Source organism: Desulfitobacterium sp. LBE (assembly GCF_007830365.1).
Lineage (GTDB): Bacteria > Bacillota > Desulfitobacteriia > Desulfitobacteriales > Desulfitobacteriaceae > Desulfitobacterium > Desulfitobacterium hafniense.
This window is the reverse complement of the sequence record NZ_VLKD01000001.1, coordinates 4,934,226-4,951,186: the sequence shown is the minus strand read 5'-3', so window position 1 is coordinate 4,951,186 and position 16,961 is coordinate 4,934,226. Positions and strand designations below refer to the sequence as shown.

Below are 16,961 nucleotides of genomic sequence, written 5' to 3'. Positions count from 1 at the left end.
GCCGGTTACACCCCCCTTATGGAATGGTTGGATTTTTGAGCGGCACAGAGGCAGGCCCCGATGGCTCCGGCGTACAAAGCCTGGGAGCAGGATTTAACCTCATAGCCGATATGCTGGGCTATGGTGTCCATGAGCAGCCCGGATTGGGACAAACCGCCGGTCATCAGGATGGGCTTATCTGCCGTGAACTCCAGCTTGCCCGCCTGCTGCTGTATTTTGCGGGCAATGGATTGCAGAACCCCGGCCATGATTTGGGCCCGCTCCTTCTGCATGGCCAAAAGCCCGATAATCTCCGATTCCGCAAAAACCGTACACATGCTGTTGATGGAAACCGCCTGGTGGGGATCGGTGAATTCATCGATCTGGTCCAGGGGGATCTCCAGGGTATCGCAGGCCATTTTTAAAAAACGGCCTGTGCCGGCGGCGCATTTATCGTTCATCAGAAAGTTGACCGGCTTCCCGGCCTGAATCTGAATGACCTTGCTGTCCTGGCCACCGATATCGATGATGCCCTGAATATCCGGCATCAGGTAAATGCCGCCGTAAGCATGGCAGGTGATTTCCGTCATGGTATACTCGGCAAAATCGATGGCTTCCCGGCCGTAGCCTGTGGCTGCAACCAGGATTTCCCGGCTGTCCAGGGCATTTCTTTCCTTTAAGACGGCCAGGCTCTCCTCGGCGGAGGTTTTGGGGTTCCAGCCGGTTTTTACAGCCAGAGTATCAAGGAGCCCCTCTTCACTCATCACCACGGCTTTACACTGAGTGGAGCCTGAATCGATGCCGACAAAGATCTTTTTCACGAGAGCATCTCAATGAACGCAGCCAGGCGGGTTTTAAGCTGGGCGGCGTCCGAAGTGGAATAGTCGGTCTCCACGCTGATAAAGGGCATATCTTCTTTTTGCATGTGCTTGCGGATCTGGGTGGTTTCCAGATTGTAGGTGTGGCAGGCCTGGAGGGTCATTTCCACAACGCCGTCCACCTTGAATTCCCGGACCAGCCGGCTCAGCAGCTCCAAGCGGTTGGGGTTGGGGGTCATGACGGAGCAGCCGATCTGCAGATACCGGTCGGCGATCGCCCGGTAGGGATCGATGGTTTCGTCAACCAGGCGCTCCACGGGTTTAACCCCGATACAGTTTTCATAAGCCACGACCACGCCGCCGGACTCTTCGATGGCTCTGACCACCTTCTCGGTGACTCCGGCCAAAGGACAGCCTGTGATCAGGATTCGCTTGGCGGCGGGGGAAACATTTTCCACGCCCTTAGCCTGATCGGCTTTGACTTTGTCAATGGTTTCCCTGATTTCCCGGTTTTTGACCTCCGGGTCGAACTTGAACTGGGAGCCGTAGAGGACTTTAAGCTGTTCCGCCCCGGTGATGGGAGGAGGACAGGATTTGCTGAGCTCGTAAAATTCTTTGAGGAGCTTACGTTCCTCATTTTTTACCTTGATGGCCTTTTTGATACCTTCTTCGGTGATGGTTACTCCGAAATCCTGCTCGATTCTGTCCTTCAGGCGCAGAACTTCTTTATACCACAATTCCTGGGAGGCTTCATCCTGTTGGGTCTGAGGAAGCTGCATGACATGGAGGTTTTTGAATTCCCCTAAAAGCTCATACATTTTTTTCTTGCCGTCGCAGGTGGTTTCACCGATCATCAGATCGGAAAAAAACATATAAGGACATTTGTCGGTGATGGCAAAGCCGTAGCTGGATTTGACCAGGGGACAGAGGTTTCTGGGCAGCTCTTTTTCTGCTTCAGGGATGGTTTCGTCACTAAAAGCACAAAGCCCGACAGGCACGGCTCCCGCAGCGAGGACCAATTCCACCGGGGCGTAGGTACAGAACACCCCTGCCACTTTCTTTCCCTGCTCTTTTAAATTTTTGACCGCAACGAACCCTTGTTTCCGCGCCTCAGCAAAGCTTTCAAATTGGCTAGGCAGCTGAATTTCACTCATATTTAGACCGCCTTTCGTTTACTTTTTTGAATATTAAATCGTCTATCCTCCCTAATCATAAAGACGGGTCTTGGCCCATGCAATACTTATTGACATAGTGCTCCAAAATACTATAGGAGGATGGGCATCTATAGAAAATATCAATAGATGAAACTAACACAGTACCTATGAGCCTATCAACGCTCATTTTCTCATTTGTTTCACCGCCCTTTTACACCACAACCTTCCGCAAAATATTAAGCCCGCAAACCCTCGTATCAAGGGCTTGCGGACCATTCTCTTCTTCTTTGCTTCCGAAAAAAAGATCCAGATCCTCCGGCCGGTTCCAGCCATCGACTAAGCAAGTCATCCCGCCATTGGTTTAGAGATCGGCAAACACACGTTTAAGCTCTATCGCCAAGTCCGGGAAAATACCGACACTGATATTGTCCTCTTCCGTATAGGTCTCGGGCCTGCCGTAGCTGCCGTCCTGCAGCTTGAAGACACTGACCACTTTCTGTTCAGGCTCCACAATCCAATATTCGCGGACGCCAGCCTTTTCGTATGCGTTAAATTTTGAAACTTTGTCAAATTTCCCGGTGGAGATGGACGATACTTCAACCACAAGCTCCGGCACCCCAAAATAGCCCGTCCCTTTGAGTCCGGTTTTATCGCAGATTACGGTCAGGTCGGGCTGAAAGACATAGGTTGCGTCTTCATCTGCTTCTGCAGCCAGGGGCAGCCGCAGATCGAATGGTGCGCCAAAGATATGGCAGGGTTTATCTGCCAAATAATTACTGAACTGCCTGAACAGTTCCCCGGAAATCGCCTGATGCTGCCAAGTGGGTGCGGACTGCAGAAGAGGAGTGCCGTCAATAATCTCCCAGCGTTCCTCTCCGGGCCAGGTAAGATAGTCGGCATACGTATGCTTTTTATTCGCCCTTGGTATGGACATAAAACCAGCCCCCCTGAAAACTTGTTCTTGATCATTATTATATACTTTATTTTATTTAATTTAAACAGAACCGTTCAGGAGCACTTGCCGCTGTTTTTTCAGTCATGAATCCAAGCGCGCTTAACCTACCCTATCAGTCAGTTAAATGGTATTTTCAGCAAGCTCAATGACGCGCACATCCAGTTCTTTTGCGGTAGCCATTCGGATCATTTGTGCCGTATTGCTTTTCGGATTTCCGTCAGAAACGGCTATGACTCTTTCAGAAAATTCAAGGAGGTAACGATTGGCAGCAAACTGACAGTCACGGCTGTATTCCTGACTTATCAGCTTAAAGCCATTGCACTGGGACATAAGGTGCTTTACCTGCTTGTTTTTTACCTTCATGCGGCCGGCATGGGGATAAACAGCCTCCAGAAACAGCCCGGGGATTTCTTGCTTCTTTTCCGCCGCCAGCATTGTAAATTCCGAATTTGTTCCTTTGTCCATGTCACTGAGAAAGCCGGTAAAGCCGTCGGCAATGGCCTGCTCAATTTCTCGGCGAAGGGCTTGTCGAACGTAATGGATTTTCTCCATGGGTATTGCGCGGGGCCCGGTAATACAACAAGCTTTCATACACTCCATCCTTTCTGGGATTATTCTTACTTATAATCACAAATATCTATATATAATATAGATTATTCTACATTATAAGCAGTTCGCCTCTTTTCTTCAAGTCTGTAAACTTATACCAAGAGGTGATGACATGTCCAAATCATGGGATATTAACGATAAACGTTTTATCCAAATCGGCTTAAAAATCGCGTATTATCGAAAACTGAATGAAATGACCCAGGATCAGCTTGCAGAGCGGATCGGAATTACGTCGAAATATTTATCGCAAGTGGAAACCCCATCCTGCGTGCAGCCGATTTCTTTGAAAACACTCTTTGCCATAGCGGATTTATTCCATGTTCCGCCCCACAAGTTTCTGGAATTTGATAAGGACTAACCAAGAACAGTTCAATTACCATCTCTTTTTATAAAAAAAACCATGACCATCCCTATTATTGAAGTATGGCCAACAGCTTACCGACATGTTCTATCTGAAAAAAGTATGTACTGAAGTTGTTGAAAAAAATAACAAACGGTGCTCAAAACTGGTCAAGCCAATGTTTTTGAGCACCGTTTGTTCTGTTATCATGTTAGTTGTTTGTCAGATGCTTAAAGGGATGATCTCCTCAGAAAACTGTTGCCTATTTTCCACCCACCATGATTTCTTTGCCCCGCCAGGTATTGCGTACTAAACGATATAAGCCAATCAAAATGGAAGGACCGCCGGCTACCGCTAAGATCAATGCCCATTGCCAGCCCATTAAAGGTGTGGTTTTAAAAATGGCCTGGAGAGGCGGGAGGTAAATGACACTGAGCTGCATCAGGGTAGAGCCGATCACTGCCGCTACCAGATAAGGATTGGAGAAGATTCCCACTTCGAAAATGCCCCGGGTTTCCGATTTGCAATCGAAAACATGGAAGAGCTGGGAGAATACCAGGGTGGTAAAGGCCATGGTCCGGGCCGCCAGCATATTCACTCCTAAGAACAGGGCAATCACAAAGACCAGCAGGGAGCCTAAACCAATGATCAGACCGCGAACCATGATCTTCCGGGCCAACCCCCGGGCAAAGATACTCTCTCCGGGTTCCCGGGGCTTGCGGTTCATAATATCTTTATCCATGCCGTCCACACCTAAAGCCATGGCCGGCAAACCATCGGTCACCAGGTTAACCCAGAGAATCTGGATAGCCAGCAAGGGCAAGGGCAACCCTACCAAAGCGGCCAGGAACATGACCAGAACTTCCCCGATATTGCAGGAGAGCAGGTAACGGATAAACTTGCGGATATTATCGTAGATGGCCCGGCCCTCTTCCACGGCGGCCACAATAGTGGCGAAATTATCATCGGCCAGGACCATGGCCGAGGCTTCTTTGGTGACGTCGGTCCCCGTCTTGCCCATGGCGATCCCGATATCCGCCTCTTTGACGGCGGGAGCATCATTGACTCCGTCCCCGGTCATGGCCACCACTTGATCGTTCTTCTTGAGGGCACGGACGATCCTAAGTTTATCCTTGGGTGTAACCCGGGCGTAGACGGATATATTCATGACTTCCTTTTCCAGCGCTTCATCGGACATCCGGTCCAGATCGGAGCCGGTCAGTATGCCATCGCCATGGCCTTTGAGAATTCCCAGTTCCCGGGCCACAGCCTCTGCTGTAAGGCGGTGATCCCCTGTGATCATGACCGGCTTGATGCCGGCCCTTCGGCACACTTTAATCGCTTTGGCCGCGCTGGCCCGGGGCGGGTCAATCATCCCCATAAGCCCTACGAAAGTCAAATCTTCCTCTACCCGTTCGTCAATCCGCTCGTTTTCCTGCAAGGGTTTCTCGGCTAAGGCCAGGACCCTTAAAGCTTTTTTAGCCATCTCATCATTGGCCCTCAGAATAGCTCTTCTTCTCAGCTCATTCAATTCCACAATGCCTTCGGAAGTCAGCTCATGGCGGCAGCGCCTCAGGATCTCATCAGGAGCGCCCTTGACATAGGCCTTCTTTTCCCGTTTGCCCTTATAGATCACGCTCATGCGCTTGCGATCCGAGTCAAAGGGAATTTCCCCAACCCGCTCTTCCTTGCGCTCCAGGGTTTCCCGCCAGATTCCCGCCTTAGCGGCGGCAACCAGCAGGGCCCCTTCCGTAGGGTCTCCTTCGATTCCCCAGGGGGAATCCTTGCCCGCAGCCCGGAACATCCCCGCCACCTGCACCCCCTTGCGGTTCAGGGAGGAATTATTGCACAGGGAAGCAATTTTCAGGGCGGACTGTAAGGGGCCTTTTTCCTTGGTGGGATCCGCCCCATGGAAGTCCCCTTTAGGATCATAGCCCTGTCCGGTTACGGCAACCATTTTGCGATCCGTATAGATTTGGCGTACGGTCATTTCATTTTGAGTCAGGGTCCCGGTTTTATCGGAACAGATGACTGTGGCACAACCCAGGGTCTCCACAGCGGGGAGCTTGCGGATGATGGCTTTGCGCTTCACCATTCTTTGCACCCCGATGGCCAGAGCCACGGTGACAATAGCCGGCAGCCCCTCCGGAATGGCCGCTACAGCCAGGGAGACTCCGGCCAGGAACATCTTATAGAAACCTTCCCCCCGCAGAACCCCGGTCAGAACCACAATAGCGCAGACGATAATACTGATAATGACCAAATATTTGCCCAATTGGGCCAGGCGCTTCTGCAGAGGAGTCTCTTCCTCTTCCACACTCTGGATCATACCGGCAATGACGCCCATTTCCGTCTCCATACCTGTAGCCACTACCACGCCGGCTCCCCGGCCGCTGACCAAAGCGGTGCCCATATACCCCATATTCACCCGATCGGCCATGGGGGTCAGTTCATCAGTCAAAGGAGCCAACCGCTTGGCCACCGGGTGGGATTCTCCGGTCAAAGCGGATTCCTCCACTTCCACATTCACGGCCTGAATCCAGCGGATGTCGGCAGGAATCCGATCCCCGGCCTCCAGAAGAACGATATCTCCCGGAACAAGGTCCGCCGCGGGAATTCTGCTTTCCAGCCCATCCCGCAAGACCCGGGCTTCCGGGGCCGTTAAGGATTTTAAGGATTCAATAGAGCGTTCCGCCCGGAATTCCTGGATAAAGCCCAGGACTGCATTCAGGACCAGGATGGCCATAATCGTTACGGCATCGGCGATTTCTCCTAAGAGTGCGGAAACGATGGTCGCAGCCAAAAGCACCAAGACCATAAAATCCTTGAATTGTCCGAGAAAGAGAAAGACAGGATGAACCCCTTTTTTGGTCTCCAGAATGTTTCTCCCCACTTCGCCCAGCCGCCGGTTAACCTCCTTCAGGTTTAACCCTTTGCCGGGATGCACCTCCAAAGCCTTAACCACATCCAGCCAGGGCAAAACATGCCATGCTTGCTGCCTCATTTCTCTATCGTCCTCCTTTGGACTGTTGTCCAACCTTTTTGTACATGCTTATTCAGGAGGAGCAGGAAAAATACCCAAGATTTGTGTTATACTATGGACAATCCGCATTTTGTTGCCCGGAAGCTTAGGGGATGCCGAGCATGGCTCCCTTAGCGGTTTGAGTGAAACCTTCCAACTCAGAGAGGAGATTACATATGGCCTTAGACGGCATTACCCTGCATCATTTGGTTCAGGAATTAGCCCCCCAACTGGCGGGGGCCCGCATTGATAAAATCACCCAGCCGGAGAAAGAGGAAATCCATCTCCAGCTGCGCAGCCAGGGCCAGTCCTACCGGCTCCTGCTCAATATCTCTGCCACCGCGGCACGGCTGCATCTTTCCCAAACAAGCAAGAAGAATCCCGCTTCCCCTCCCATGTTCTGCATGATCCTGCGCAAACACATCGAGGGAGGCAAGATCCTGGCCCTGGAGCAGTTAGGGTTGGAACGGATCGTCCTGCTCACCGTGCAAAACTATAACGAGTATGGGGATTTGGCCACCCTTCATCTTTATCTGGAGATTATGGGCAAGCACAGCAATCTTATTTTAGTGGATCCCCAAAGCGGCCTGATCCTCGACGGATTAAAGCGCTACTCCCATGCTTTAAGCCGTCATCGTGAGGTGCTGCCCGGACGCCTTTACCTTGCCCCTCCTTCTCAAGGAAAGGCCGATCCTCTGGAACTTGAGGAAGAGTGGCGCACCATCCTCTTCCGGAATGGACTCAGCGAAAAAGTTGTCGATTTGCTGGTCAGGCACTACGCGGGAATCAGCCCGGAGCTGGCCCGGGAAATCATGACCCGGTCCGGATTGGCCCAGACGATCACCCTGGATCAGTGCGGGGATATTGACCTCTCCCGGATTTTCCAGGCTTACACCCTTTTAGCCAATCCAGCTCATACTCCTCCTTTGGTGCCCACCCTCTATTATCAGGGAGCGATTAAACTCACCCGCCCCACCCCTCTTCCCACTGCCTTTACCCTTCTGCCCTTCCAACAGTACCAAGGCCTTCCTGCCCAGAGCTTCGCCACCCTGGCTGAAGCCGTGGAGAGTTTTTATCAGAGCAAAGCCTCCAGCAACACCCTGGAGGCCAAACGGGGTTCCCTGCGCAAAATCATTCAGGAGCAGCTCCAGCATCTGAACAAGAAAAAAGGCATCTATGAGGATACCCTGGCCACGGCCGCCAAAGGACTAAACTATCAGCGCTGGGGAGAGCTGCTTACAGCCAACCTCTACCGTCTTGAGCTGGGGATGAAGGAGATTGTGGCGGAGGATTATAATGAGGAATCCCTGCCCCAAGTAACGATTCCCCTGGATCCCCAGCTTACGGGTATCGAAAACTCCCAACGCTATTACCGGCTTTACAATAAGGCCAAAGCCACCATTCAGAAAACAACGCCTCTTAAAGACGCTGTGGAGGAGGAAATCACTTATCTTAATTCCGTTCTTTTAAGCCTGGAGCAAGCCACTGTACCCGCTGAGCTGGATGAGGTTCATAAGGAACTGATTGAGGAAAACTATTTGTCCGGCAAACACCATGGCAAGCCCTTGGCAGGGGAAGGAAAAAATCCGGGGCAAAACAAACAGAACGGCAAACCTCATAAACAGGGTAAGCAGGGGCAGAGCGGCAAGGGTGCCAAAGGAGCTAAGCAGGGCCCTAAACAGGGTTCTAAAGCAGAATCCCCCCAGCCCAAAATCTACGTTTCCAGTCAAAACCGCCCCATTCTGGTGGGCAAAAACAATCGTCAGAATGATTGGCTGACCCTGAAAAAGGGCCGTCCCCAGGACCTCTGGCTCCACACCAAGAACATTCCCGGCTCCCATGTGCTGATTCCCCTGGAAGAGGGTGAGGAGTTCCCCGATGACGCCACTTTGGAAGAAGCGGCTGCCCTGGCTATCCATTTCAGTCAGGCTAAGGGCTCCACTTTGGTTCCGGTGGATTATACTCATGTGAAGAACATTAAAAAACCTAATGCCGCCAAGCCGGGCATGGTTATCTATGAGAAGAACTGGACCCTCTATCTGACTCCCCAAGAGGAGATTGTGGAGCGTTTGCTGGCCAGCGAGGGAGAGGAAATGCCTTGACGGCCATTCATGGCCTACTATAAAAGATAACGCCGGAGCAGAGTTCCGGCGTCATTTTGCTTTGCTTGCCGTATGAAGGGTGGTAAATGTATGGACATACAAGAACGCATCAAGCAATTGATGGATACAAAGGGCTGGTCGGAATATAAGCTGGCCAAAGAAGCCAACCTACCACAATCCACAATCTCTCATTTGTTCAAAAGAAATAACGCTCCGACATACCCCACAATAGAGGCAATATGCCGGGCGTTTGGCATTACAATGGCACAGTTCTTTGCTGATGAAGGCGAGGCCGTGGTGCTCACGCCAGACCAGAAAGAGCTCCTGCTGTTATGGGGGACGCTTACTCAGGAACAGCGTCAAATTGTGATAAGCACCATGAAACATTTCAACAATAACGACTAAGAACGCGAAAGCCTGCAGAATCCAAAAGTATGGAGCCTGCAGGCTTTCATTTCTCATCATTTCCATCGTCTATACACCGCTTGATATCTCATTCTCGGCTGCAATCACCACATCCTTTAGCGTAGTGTTCTTCTTTCAGCAAGTAATCAATGACCTTTTGAATTTCAGTCTGCACCTTTTTGTATTCAATCTCCTTCCAGGCTTTAAGGAGCGGTATAAATCGTGCATTGCCCGTTCGTCTGATTTTTTCAAGCAACAGCAGGATCATTCCTCTGTTTCTATCCTTCAAGTCCTGAACAAAACTATAATCTTTTCCTTCCAGCAGCTGGATAAGTTGTTGCAGCAATTCCTCGGCATAGGTTTCCCGTTCTATTTCCCAGCCTTTTTCGGAGAAGACAAGTACGGGAAGCCTATCCCTGTATTCGATTTTCAGGTAATCTTTCTTGATCAGCCAATCAATACGGTTTGTTATTTCCGACAAGGTTAGCTCCTGATAGTATCCGTAGGCAGGACATTGGTCCAGTCCATGCTCCCGTACCTTTTTATCTTTGGAGCCTTTGAGAATTTTGGCCAACATGCTTCTGCCTCCTATAGCAACGAGTTCATCAGCTGCACGGAGTATTGATCTGATTTCTTCATCAGTTAAATAGCTTACATCACCGCTGTTCAGCTCATATCTTACTCTTGGTTTTTTACTGCTCATCGCTGCACCCACCTCACCTCTAAAAGTATCGCAAAAAACGGAAGAACTTGAAGTACTGTGTTAATAGTTTAACATTCTGAGTTAAAACATTGCTATAATAAAATCAAAAGGCTATCAACATAAGGAGCTGATGCTTTGAGCTATTCCATCATCACCGAATATTCCAACCAACTGCATCAACTGCTGGTTTCCGTTTCCCAGCATTTATATTTTGACAAAGACGGTTATGTAACATACCAGAAAAAACCCTTGGGGGTGAATATTAAAAGCTGCCATAAATCACGAAAGGAGCACCTGGTCTATTATGTTTTACGGGATCACTTCAGCGGTACTTTCACCTTCCAAATTGCCACTACGAAAAGACTGATTCCTCTTGCCGATTTCCTGCACTACGCCTGGAGTGAACCTAAGGGAGAGGAAAAGTTCATCTGGGGTATGCCGGACTCTCTCTTTATCCCCCAAATGATTGCCAGCGAGGAGCTTTTATCGGGTTTAGAGGCCTTGAATGTCAGGCCCTTGCACCCTCCCAGCGGATTTGCTTCAGGAGTCAGAGTCATCAGGGATATTGAAAACGACTTGTGTTTCTTTATGAGGGAAACAGTTGATTACAGCCTGGAAGGCCTCAACAAACTACGCTTCAGAGTATATCAATATCTCATCAATTCTTCTCACCGGGACAATAAATTCTCCAACTGGAAGGCAGGTTTGACTTACCAAAGTCATCCAAGAACTACTCCTGTTTATTCTGATTTTGTTAACTTCTTCCCCGCCGCTGATCCCAAAGCCCCCTCTCCTATCCCGCTAAATCAGGTTCCAAAAGACAAGCAGCTGGAAAAGCGAACTCGGAAAAGCAAAAAAGCAACTCCCGATTATCCCCCCTTCTCTGAGGAAAAACTCAGTCACGCCCAAGAATTAATTTATGGTGCCTGGGAAGAGCCGAACAGACAAAAATGCCTTGCCCTGGCTCGCAAAGCCCTGCGCGTCTCACCCTATTGCGCAGATGCTTATAATCTGCTGGCTGAAAAATGCGAATTACTTGAGGAGCGCCGGGAATTATACACAAAGGGAGTAGCAGCTGGCCGCATGGCCTTGGGAGATTCTTTTTTTCAAGAGCAGGCAGGCCATTTCTGGGGATATCTTGAAACCCGACCTTATATGAGAGCTTTAGCCGGATTGTCCGAATGTCTCTGGAAAAACGGACTCCGGCAGGAAGCCATTGAGAGCTATAAAGAACTGCTTCGTTTAAATCCAAACGATAATCAGGGAATTCGCTATATCCTGATCAACTGCCTGCTGGCTGAGGGGCTGGACGGGGAAGCGGAAAAACTCCTGTCAACATACCCTGAGTCATCTTGCTTTATGTTATACAGCGAAGCCCTCTTGTCCTTCCGTAGGTTAAAGCATCGCAAAGCTGAGGCATCACTAAAAGAAGCCCTTCTCTCCAATCCTCATGTGCCCCCATACCTGTTAGGCTCAAAACATCTGCCCTGGTCTCAGCCTGCCTACTATTCCCCTGGGAGTATAGAGGAAGCCGTTATTTACGCGACAGATGCCTGTACAGTGTGGAAAAACACCCCTAACGCGTTGACTTGGCTGGCTGAAAAATTAAAAAGTATCACATAAAGCCAACTGCAATGATAGTTTACATTCCAACTCAAAAACTGCGAGTATGTCGACTTTTATCATCCGGTTAATCACCATGCGTGGCACATCACAAAAGCCTGCAGAATCCAAAACATGGAGCCTGCAGGCTTTTTCCATTCATTTTACTTATTCACGGTGTAGCGCAGCCACACACTTCCCCCTTCTTTGACTTGGGCGCTTTTTAAGGTGAAACCGACGGGGATATCTGCAGCCAGGCCGCCCCGTGTCTCAAATAAAGTAGGAGTCTCCGAGGAACCATCAGCGGCGGCAGCGATCAGAACACTCAGCTCATCGCACATGCCGGCCTGGATAAAGGACCAGTTCAAAACGCCACCGCCGGCGCTGTCAGCGGTATGATTTTCTGTAAACCTCCACGCAGTCCTCATGAGTCATTTCATAGGGATTCGCTGCGAACAGCCCGCCCATGGTCTCACGGGCATTGGCTGCCAGCTTGTCAAACTCATCGGGGGTCATGCCGTAATCGCTCATTTTCAGGTCTGCCACACCGCAGTCTTCCTGAAGCTTAACCAGCATAGTGATAAAATCTTCCGGCCTGGCGGCATCCTTCCTGCCCAAGGCCTGGGCCATACGGACAAAGCGCTGATCACAAGCGTGTTTTTCGATAAAGAATTCATAAAAGGCCCGGGAAATCATAATCAGTCCCGCACCGTGGGGAAGCTCGGGGTGATAGGCGGACATGGCGTGCTCCAAAGAATGTTCCGCCGTTGTCACGCTGACGGTCATCACCACACCGGAGAGGGTATTGGCAAAGGCCATGCCTTCCCGGGCCTCCATGTCCCTGCCGTCCTTGACCGCACGGACCAGATAGTTGCCCACGTTCTCAATGGCCGTCAGGGCATACATATCGCTCATAGGGCTGGCAAATTTGGAAATATAGCCCTCGGTGGCGTGGAACAGGGCGTCAAATCCTTGGTAAGCGGTAAACTGGGGAGGCACGGATACCATAAGTTCAGGGTCAATGATCGACAAAACCGGGAAGCTGGAATCATAGCCGCCGACACCGATCTTTTCATTGGTCTCTTCGTTGGTCACAACGCCCCATTGGTCCGCCTCGCTGCCGGTTCCGGCCGTGGTCGTAATGCAGACCAGGGGCAGGGGCTCATGGCGGAGGGCCAGCCCTTTGCCTGTTTTGCCTCCCACATAGTCCCACAGATCGCCGTCGTTGGTCGCCATCATGGCTATGGCTTTGGCGGCATCCATGACACTGCCCCCACCCAAAGCCACGATAAAATCACAGCCGTGGTCACGGGCAGATTGTGCCCCCTCCATCACGGCGGTCTTGGTGGGGTTGGCCCCGATTTTGTCGAACACAGCCGTTGCCACTCCGGCGAGGCGAAGCTGCTCCTGTGTGCGGTCCAGGGCGCCGTTTTCCCGGACAGACTTGCCGTTGGAAATAGCAATCAGCGCTTTTTTACCGGGCATTTTTTGCTGATGCAGCTCCTTCAGGCGGCCGCTGCCAAAGACAAAACGGGTAGGTACATACATATTAAACATGGTTATTTCCTCCTGTTGCTTGTTTGTATTCTTCATCCGTCACCGGCAAAAGCCAGGTTGCTCCGCCCTTTTGGGTGTTGGGGCTGATGCCGATATGGGTGAATGAACGATCCGGTGCTGCCCCATGCCAATGCTCCACCTGGGGCGGAATTTCCACCACATCGCCCCCTTGCAGCCGCCGGGCCGGCTGGCCTTTTTCCTGATAGTACCCGATTCCGTCGGTGCAAAGCAGGATCTGTCCTCCGGGATGAGTGTGCCAGTCATTCCGGCAGCCGGGCTCAAATATTACGTCATACACCTGGCAGTTATAAGTGCCGCTTACATCAGGCACGAGCATGTTGACAAACGCTGTGCCGGTGAAATTTGCGGCAGCCTGACTGCCCTTTGGGAAAATTTCCTTATTTGGCATACAAATTCTCCTTCTTTCCTGTTCCATGAAGCTTGACAGAAGTCAATGGATTCTCTACTGTCTATGATAGAACCTAAAGTCAGGTTCAGATCAAGTCAGATTTCAAAAAAAATTTCGGGAGGTTCGATCATGCAGCAGTATTCCATCGGGGAAGTGGCGAACATTGCCGGTATTGCCATCTCCACCCTGCGTTATTATGACCGTGAAGGCTTGTTCCCAAATTTGGACCGCAGCCACGGCGGGACCCGGAAATTCACCGATACAGAGATCGAAACCCTTGGCATCATTGAGTGTTTAAAAACTTCCGGATTATCGATCAGGGAAATCAAGCTGTTTCTGGATTGGTGCCAGGAGGGCAACAGTTCTCTGCAAAAAAGAAGAAATCTATTTTATGAGCGTCTTGAGGTCGTCACCAAGCAAATGGAGGAACTGCAAAAAACCCTGAACACCCTCCGCTTCAAATGCTGGTATTATGACACGGCCCTGGCCGGCGGAACCGAGGAGGTGCCGAAAAATTTGCCGCCGGAGGAAATCCCGGCGGATATCCTGGCCTATCAGCGTTCCGGCTGCCTGAACAACAGCGGTCATAAGCGCCTCTAAGACCTACCTTTTACGGCCTTTCCCGCTAAAGCTCTGCTCACCTTAAGCTGAGAAAGAGCAAGCCCTTGATGATGATACCCGCCACTTTGGATAGCGGGGAGTCATCATCAGGGACTTGCTCATTTGAATTTAAGCCTTATTCACTTACCTGTTCCATTCTTCCCTGCCGGCTTCCCTAAACAGCGGAATGGAACCCCCAGTTAAGAAGGGCGACCAGGGCCGCAGCATAGACAATCATCTCAATAACAATTAAGGTGATGCTGTTTTTAAATCTGGATTCGGACATCAGGTTCACTCCTTAGATTTATCCTTGCTAAGTACATTTCGCTCTCTCTCGATTCTTTCCAGCTCAATGGGATGATCCTCTTCCATTTCCTCACGGGTCAGGTTTCCCACGTACCAGGCCTTGCTCATAGGGAAGTATCTGTTGTTGAAATGGACATTGTAGAAATGCCAGATAAAAATCGCGCTGATCGCTAAAATAGCTTCATCGGTATGAGCATAGCGGGATGAATCAATCACCCAGCGTGGTAAAAACAGGGTGAAGAACTGAGGATACCACATCATCAGGCCCGAACCGGCCATAATCACCATTCCCCAGAACACTGCCCAATAGTCGAATTTTTCCTTATAAGAATAACGGTCAAACCGCGCCGGTTCCTTTTTGAATCCGAAGAAATAGCCGAGATTCTGGATCAGATCCTTAAAATCTTTGAATGTGGGGACGATGGCCCAGGATTTCTTTTTGCCTCCCAGGGGGACCACCACCAGATAAATCAGATGGTAGACACTGGCGAAGATCATGAGCACCCCTCCCAGCAGGTGGACGTAAAAAAGATTATCAAAACCACCAAACAAGGAGACAACGCCCTGGGATAGTCTGCTTTGTTCAAATTTTATCGGCAATCCTGTTATGGTCAGGACAAAAAAACTGATAAACATGCCAATATGCTGAATACGCTGATGGATATCAAAACGCTGATAAACCTGCTCCTTACCCATTCCGATCAACTCCTCCTGCGCTTTTGCAGTATGGTTCGCAACTCACGGTACAACTGCAATTCAATATGAATCACCAATAAGGTCATGGCAATCATGGTCAGCCACACAAAGAACTTGGCCGTATAATACATGGGTTTTCCCGGACCCATGGCCGACAGCTCGAAATGCTCCGTCCCTTGGGCAAAACCCGGAGAAGGGTTATCATGGCATTGTGCACAGGTCTGAGGGACATTCTCCTTGGCCACTTGAGAATTAGGGTTATCTTGGCTTAAAACCTCATGAGCACTGTGGCAGTCCACACAGCTGGCGGAGCGCTGGCTGCCCAGGAATACGGCTTTGCCATGAAAACTATGCTGATAACTGTCCGCTACCCGCCCGGTGTGGCAGGTAGTGCACATGGCAACGCTTTTTTTCTTATCTACCTTCGCGCTTGACCGGTGAGGGTAGGTGGTCACATCACTGTGACAGCTTGTACAGCTCAGGGAGCTGTGAACAGAGCTTTTAAACTCATTGGCTACATCGGCATGGCATTGATTGCAGTTGAGTTGAGCAAGGACCTCCGCCCCATTGGCAAACAACCAAAAACTAAAGAAAAGTGTAAAAATAATTCCCTTAAACGCCCAGCGCTTTTTCTTGTTCATCGTCCCTACCTCGTCTTCCGGATTCTGATTCCATGGGCAGCCCCTTGGCTGTCTATGCCCACAGCATCGTTAGTTTACCTTGAATTCCCGATGAATATGCACGGACAGCTATTTAAGCTGTTTAGGGCGCCAAGCCATCTTCTTTGACTCCCTGCCCGTTAAACGAGGCAGCGGAACTGCCTGCCGCGCACGAAAAGCCGCCCCTAAGGACGGCCTCTGGTCATGGTTTAAATTTCTGGGGAGGGCATCCCAGACCCGCGGCCAGGGACAGATCAAGACTGCCGGCAACAGATTTTACCGGCAGTCCGACAGATAGGATCATGGATGGGAACAGTCCCGCAGATAGGGACTGCTCCGCTAAGCAGGACCCCTTACACCTGAGGCGGGTCATAAAGGTCATTGGTTTGGGTATCAATAACCTTGATATCCCTGATCCCCAGCAGAGAACCGCCGGCAGTTAAAAACAGATCACTTTCAATCAGGGAATTCATAACAGCCACTGCTTCGACCTGCTGCAAATCATCTTTGGGATTAGGGATGGTTATGGAAAACGTCTTTCCTCCCGTAGTGGTAAAGGTTAATCTCACCACCTTAGTGGTTGTGATCGCCATGGTCTCACCTCCTCCCCACCTGGATTTTTCCCGTACTCTTTAAGCTTTTTCTTACTCCTCAAGGAGCTCGAAGGTTTTCCGGTTCAGGACATCCAGCACCGAGTACTGGGATAAACTGAACAAGGCGTGGGCCGCATTATAAATCGCCTGCTCATCAGCGTCGAACCGCAAACCGTTCAGGCTCTTCTGCCTGGTTACCGGAGCTCCCAAGGGGGTGAGCCCGGCTTGGTATACGATGACCAGAGCTGAGCTCAAAGGGGTGGATGTTACCGCCATGCTATACCGCCTCCTTTCCGGGGATTGATAGGGTTTAGACCGCCTCTACAGTCTATGGGCCTGCTTTAGCTGAGGTTACCCGGAGCGGCAATTTTTTCTGAGGGGCGGGAGACTGATGGGCTCAGCCTTGTGGCAAAGATAGGCGTGATAAAGAAAAACCGAGGCTGCGGCCTCGG

18 protein-coding genes are annotated in these 16,961 nt (G+C 50.6%); 5 read left to right on the top strand and 13 right to left on the bottom strand.

Going from position 1 to position 16,961, the window contains the following annotated elements; genetic code table 11:
• Positions 1-5: 5 nt before the first annotated feature.
• From DESLBE_RS23330 to DESLBE_RS23315, 4 genes are all read right to left on the bottom strand, one after another.
• A complete protein-coding gene (locus DESLBE_RS23330) occupies positions 6-800 on the bottom strand; it encodes an acyl-CoA dehydratase activase (RefSeq protein WP_144678360.1) in 795 nt (264 codons plus the stop codon).
• On the bottom strand, positions 797-1,951 hold the full coding sequence (locus DESLBE_RS23325) for a double-cubane-cluster-containing anaerobic reductase (RefSeq protein ID WP_144678359.1): 1,155 nt from the start codon (positions 1,949-1,951) through the stop codon (positions 797-799). The genes DESLBE_RS23330 and DESLBE_RS23325 overlap by 4 nt, the downstream gene beginning before the upstream one ends.
• 361 nt (positions 1,952-2,312) lie before the next feature.
• Positions 2,313-2,885, bottom strand: a complete 573-nt coding sequence (locus tag DESLBE_RS23320) for a Uma2 family endonuclease (RefSeq protein WP_144678358.1) — start codon at positions 2,883-2,885, stop codon at positions 2,313-2,315.
• A 141-nt stretch (positions 2,886-3,026) separates the two neighbouring features.
• Complete coding sequence (locus DESLBE_RS23315; RefSeq protein WP_172625491.1) at positions 3,027-3,497, bottom strand: SLOG family protein; 471 nt, start codon at positions 3,495-3,497, stop codon at positions 3,027-3,029.
• Between the two features lie 130 nt (positions 3,498-3,627).
• Here DESLBE_RS23315 and DESLBE_RS23310 point away from each other — a divergent pair, with 130 nt between their 5' ends.
• Positions 3,628-3,873, top strand: coding sequence for a helix-turn-helix transcriptional regulator (locus DESLBE_RS23310; RefSeq protein WP_072772844.1), 246 nt, complete (start codon positions 3,628-3,630; stop codon positions 3,871-3,873).
• 244 nt (positions 3,874-4,117) lie between these two features.
• Here DESLBE_RS23310 and DESLBE_RS23305 read toward each other — a convergent pair whose 3' ends face one another.
• Complete coding sequence (locus tag DESLBE_RS23305) at positions 4,118-6,859, bottom strand: calcium-transporting P-type ATPase, PMR1-type (RefSeq protein ID WP_144678356.1); 2,742 nt, start codon at positions 6,857-6,859, stop codon at positions 4,118-4,120.
• 194 nt (positions 6,860-7,053) lie between these two features.
• Between DESLBE_RS23305 and DESLBE_RS23300 the strand changes: the two genes are divergently transcribed.
• Complete coding sequence (locus tag DESLBE_RS23300; protein ID WP_144678355.1) at positions 7,054-8,979, top strand: NFACT RNA binding domain-containing protein; 1,926 nt, start codon at positions 7,054-7,056, stop codon at positions 8,977-8,979.
• Between the two features lie 90 nt (positions 8,980-9,069).
• Positions 9,070-9,384 carry a helix-turn-helix transcriptional regulator gene (locus DESLBE_RS23295; protein WP_144678354.1) on the top strand — a complete coding sequence of 105 codons (315 nt, stop codon included), beginning with the start codon at positions 9,070-9,072 and terminating at the stop codon, positions 9,382-9,384.
• Between the two features lie 88 nt (positions 9,385-9,472).
• Here DESLBE_RS23295 and DESLBE_RS23290 read toward each other — a convergent pair whose 3' ends face one another.
• Positions 9,473-10,087, bottom strand: a complete 615-nt coding sequence (locus DESLBE_RS23290) for an RQC-minor-1 family DNA-binding protein (RefSeq protein WP_035249509.1) — start codon at positions 10,085-10,087, stop codon at positions 9,473-9,475.
• Between the two features lie 135 nt (positions 10,088-10,222).
• Between DESLBE_RS23290 and DESLBE_RS23285 the strand changes: the two genes are divergently transcribed.
• Entirely contained in the window at positions 10,223-11,710 is a 1,488-nt protein-coding gene (locus DESLBE_RS23285) for a tetratricopeptide repeat protein (RefSeq protein ID WP_144678353.1), read from the top strand.
• A 143-nt stretch (positions 11,711-11,853) separates the two neighbouring features.
• Here the strand turns inward: DESLBE_RS23285 and DESLBE_RS23280 are convergent, their stop codons facing one another.
• From DESLBE_RS23280 to DESLBE_RS23270, 3 genes are read right to left on the bottom strand one after another with little or no spacing between them, the layout of a single operon-like run.
• Complete coding sequence (locus DESLBE_RS23280; RefSeq protein WP_018212770.1) at positions 11,854-12,057, bottom strand: hypothetical protein; 204 nt, start codon at positions 12,055-12,057, stop codon at positions 11,854-11,856.
• A gap of 19 nt (positions 12,058-12,076) precedes the next feature.
• Positions 12,077-13,246, bottom strand: coding sequence for an iron-containing alcohol dehydrogenase (locus DESLBE_RS23275; protein WP_242830539.1), 1,170 nt, complete (start codon positions 13,244-13,246; stop codon positions 12,077-12,079).
• Positions 13,239-13,655, bottom strand: a complete 417-nt coding sequence (locus DESLBE_RS23270) for a cupin domain-containing protein (RefSeq protein WP_018212768.1) — start codon at positions 13,653-13,655, stop codon at positions 13,239-13,241. The genes DESLBE_RS23275 and DESLBE_RS23270 overlap by 8 nt, the downstream gene beginning before the upstream one ends.
• Before the next feature lie 129 nt (positions 13,656-13,784).
• Between DESLBE_RS23270 and DESLBE_RS23265 the strand changes: the two genes are divergently transcribed.
• Positions 13,785-14,255, top strand: a complete 471-nt coding sequence (locus DESLBE_RS23265) for a MerR family transcriptional regulator (RefSeq protein ID WP_018212767.1) — start codon at positions 13,785-13,787, stop codon at positions 14,253-14,255.
• Between the two features lie 291 nt (positions 14,256-14,546).
• On the opposite strand, the gene DESLBE_RS23260 is transcribed toward DESLBE_RS23265, so the two are convergent.
• From DESLBE_RS23260 to DESLBE_RS23245, 4 genes are all read right to left on the bottom strand, one after another.
• Positions 14,547-15,257: a cytochrome b/b6 domain-containing protein gene (locus DESLBE_RS23260; RefSeq protein WP_018212765.1), complete on the bottom strand. Its 711-nt coding sequence runs from the start codon at positions 15,255-15,257 to the stop codon at positions 14,547-14,549.
• 5 nt (positions 15,258-15,262) lie between these two features.
• Positions 15,263-15,898 carry a cytochrome c3 family protein gene (locus tag DESLBE_RS23255; protein ID WP_144678352.1) on the bottom strand — a complete coding sequence of 212 codons (636 nt, stop codon included), beginning with the start codon at positions 15,896-15,898 and terminating at the stop codon, positions 15,263-15,265.
• A 371-nt stretch (positions 15,899-16,269) separates the two neighbouring features.
• A complete protein-coding gene (locus DESLBE_RS23250; RefSeq protein WP_144678351.1) occupies positions 16,270-16,509 on the bottom strand; it encodes a DUF2922 domain-containing protein in 240 nt (79 codons plus the stop codon).
• Between the two features lie 51 nt (positions 16,510-16,560).
• The gene (locus DESLBE_RS23245; RefSeq protein WP_005811933.1) at positions 16,561-16,785 is read right to left on the bottom strand and encodes a DUF1659 domain-containing protein; all 225 of its coding nucleotides are present in this window, start codon (positions 16,783-16,785) and stop codon (positions 16,561-16,563) included.
• Between the last annotated feature and the right edge of the window lie 176 nt (positions 16,786-16,961).

Bases quoted from the DNA above. Each gene is read 5' to 3' on its own strand.
- DESLBE_RS23325 (WP_144678359.1), bottom strand. From the start codon at position 1,951: ATGAGTGAAATTCAGCTGCCTAGCCAATTTGAAAGCTTTGCTGAGGCG.
- DESLBE_RS23320 (WP_144678358.1), bottom strand. From the start codon at position 2,885: ATGTCCATACCAAGGGCGAATAAAAAGCATACGTATGCCGACTATCTT.
- DESLBE_RS23315 (WP_172625491.1), bottom strand. From the start codon at position 3,497: ATGAAAGCTTGTTGTATTACCGGGCCCCGCGCAATACCCATGGAGAAA.
- DESLBE_RS23310 (WP_072772844.1), top strand. From the start codon at position 3,628: ATGTCCAAATCATGGGATATTAACGATAAACGTTTTATCCAAATCGGC.
- DESLBE_RS23305 (WP_144678356.1), bottom strand. From the start codon at position 6,859: ATGAGGCAGCAAGCATGGCATGTTTTGCCCTGGCTGGATGTGGTTAAG.
- DESLBE_RS23300 (WP_144678355.1), top strand. From the start codon at position 7,054: ATGGCCTTAGACGGCATTACCCTGCATCATTTGGTTCAGGAATTAGCC.
- DESLBE_RS23295 (WP_144678354.1), top strand. From the start codon at position 9,070: ATGGACATACAAGAACGCATCAAGCAATTGATGGATACAAAGGGCTGG.
- DESLBE_RS23290 (WP_035249509.1), bottom strand. From the start codon at position 10,087: ATGAGCAGTAAAAAACCAAGAGTAAGATATGAGCTGAACAGCGGTGAT.
- DESLBE_RS23275 (WP_242830539.1), bottom strand. From the start codon at position 13,246: ATGTTTAATATGTATGTACCTACCCGTTTTGTCTTTGGCAGCGGCCGC.
- DESLBE_RS23270 (WP_018212768.1), bottom strand. From the start codon at position 13,655: ATGCCAAATAAGGAAATTTTCCCAAAGGGCAGTCAGGCTGCCGCAAAT.
- DESLBE_RS23265 (WP_018212767.1), top strand. From the start codon at position 13,785: ATGCAGCAGTATTCCATCGGGGAAGTGGCGAACATTGCCGGTATTGCC.
- DESLBE_RS23260 (WP_018212765.1), bottom strand. From the start codon at position 15,257: ATGGGTAAGGAGCAGGTTTATCAGCGTTTTGATATCCATCAGCGTATT.
- DESLBE_RS23255 (WP_144678352.1), bottom strand. From the start codon at position 15,898: ATGAACAAGAAAAAGCGCTGGGCGTTTAAGGGAATTATTTTTACACTT.
- DESLBE_RS23250 (WP_144678351.1), bottom strand. From the start codon at position 16,509: ATGGCGATCACAACCACTAAGGTGGTGAGATTAACCTTTACCACTACG.
- DESLBE_RS23245 (WP_005811933.1), bottom strand. From the start codon at position 16,785: ATGGCGGTAACATCCACCCCTTTGAGCTCAGCTCTGGTCATCGTATAC.